Below are 1,441 nucleotides of genomic sequence, written 5' to 3'. Positions count from 1 at the left end.
AGATCCAGCAGAACTTGAAGGTGACGCAGAGCATCCGCAGCTATTACAAGAGCTCGATGGTTTTAAGCTATGGCACCTACAGGATCACCAGTTCAGAGTACCAAAGGGCGTGGTGTATATCGCCATCGATAGCCCACACTCAGTAGCCAGCCCAAGAAACATCGTAAAAACACGCTTATGTGTTGAGATGTTCTTAGATTCTCTTGAAAAAGAGACCTATCAAGCTGAAATCGCGGGCATGGGTTACAACATGTACACCCATCAAGGTGGCGTGACACTGACACTCTCTGGATTCAGCGAAAAGCAGCCACAACTGCTCAATATGATCCTAGAGCGCTTTCAGGCACGAGACTTTAGTCCAACACGCTTTGAAACCATTAAGTATCAACTTCTCAGAAACTGGAATAACGCGTCGCAAGACCGCCCAATTTCGCAACTGTTTAACGCAATGACGGGTATTTTACAGCCTAACAACCCACCATATGCGGTGCTCATTGAAGCGCTAGAAACGATTGAAGTCGATGAGCTCTCTTCATTTGTTCAATCTATTTTGGCCGAGCTTCATGTTGAAATGTTTGTGTATGGCGACTGGAGACAAGCTGATGCACACAAGATGGCTGAAACACTCAAGGATGCCCTACGAGTTAAAGACCAGGCTTATGAAGAGTCACTGCGCCCATTAATCATGCTAGGCGAAAACGGTAGCTTCCAGCGTGAAGTGGTATGTAACCAAGATGATTCGGCGATCGTGGTTTATTATCAATGCCCTGATATTTCACCTAAGAATATTGCCCTGTATTCGTTAGCCAACCATTTGATGTCGGCGACGTTCTTCCATGAGATACGCACCAAGCAACAACTGGGCTATATGGTCGGCACTGGTAACATGCCTCTGAATCGACACCCTGGCATTGTGCTTTATGTGCAATCGCCGAATGCTGCTCCAGCTGATTTACTGGTCTCAATCGATGAGTTTCTCAACGCCTTTTACATGGTGTTGTTGGAGCTGAACGATTACCAATGGCACAGCAGTAAACGAGGTCTTTGGAATCAAATATCAACACCAGATACTACATTGCGAGGACGAGCTCAGCGCTTATGGGTCGCGATAGGCAATAAGGACTTGGAGTTCAATCAGAGAGAGCAAGTACTAGAAGAGCTCAAAGGGCTCACTCGTTCAGACATGATGCGTTTTGTGGTTAGTCAGCTTAAGCCACGTACTGCTAACCGTCTGATTATGCACGCACACGGCAACGCTCATATTGAGGAAGACAAGCTATCTGCAGGTGTGGAAATTGGCTCTATTGATGAGTTCCAGTTACGCCCGAAAGATACCGAACTTGGCTAATTAACGGGCTAAACATTCAAAAGGTTGATGTGAAGGCATCAACCTTTTTTATTGGGCAAAGTCAAAAGCAGATCTCCTATTACGCTCCTTCGT

Annotated in this window: 1 protein-coding gene; it reads left to right on the top strand. The window is 46.1% G+C overall.

The features are described from left to right. A partial coding sequence (locus tag BCT81_RS13680; RefSeq protein WP_198596891.1) for an insulinase family protein occupies positions 1 to 1,348 on the top strand: 1,348 nt, incomplete at its 5' end. Positions 1,349 to 1,441 lie beyond the last annotated feature (93 nt).

Origin of the sequence: Vibrio sp. 10N.261.52.A1, assembly GCF_002876325.1 — a bacterium.
Classification (GTDB): domain Bacteria; phylum Pseudomonadota; class Gammaproteobacteria; order Enterobacterales; family Vibrionaceae; genus Vibrio; species Vibrio chagasii.
This window is presented reverse-complemented; position numbering and strand designations above follow the sequence as displayed.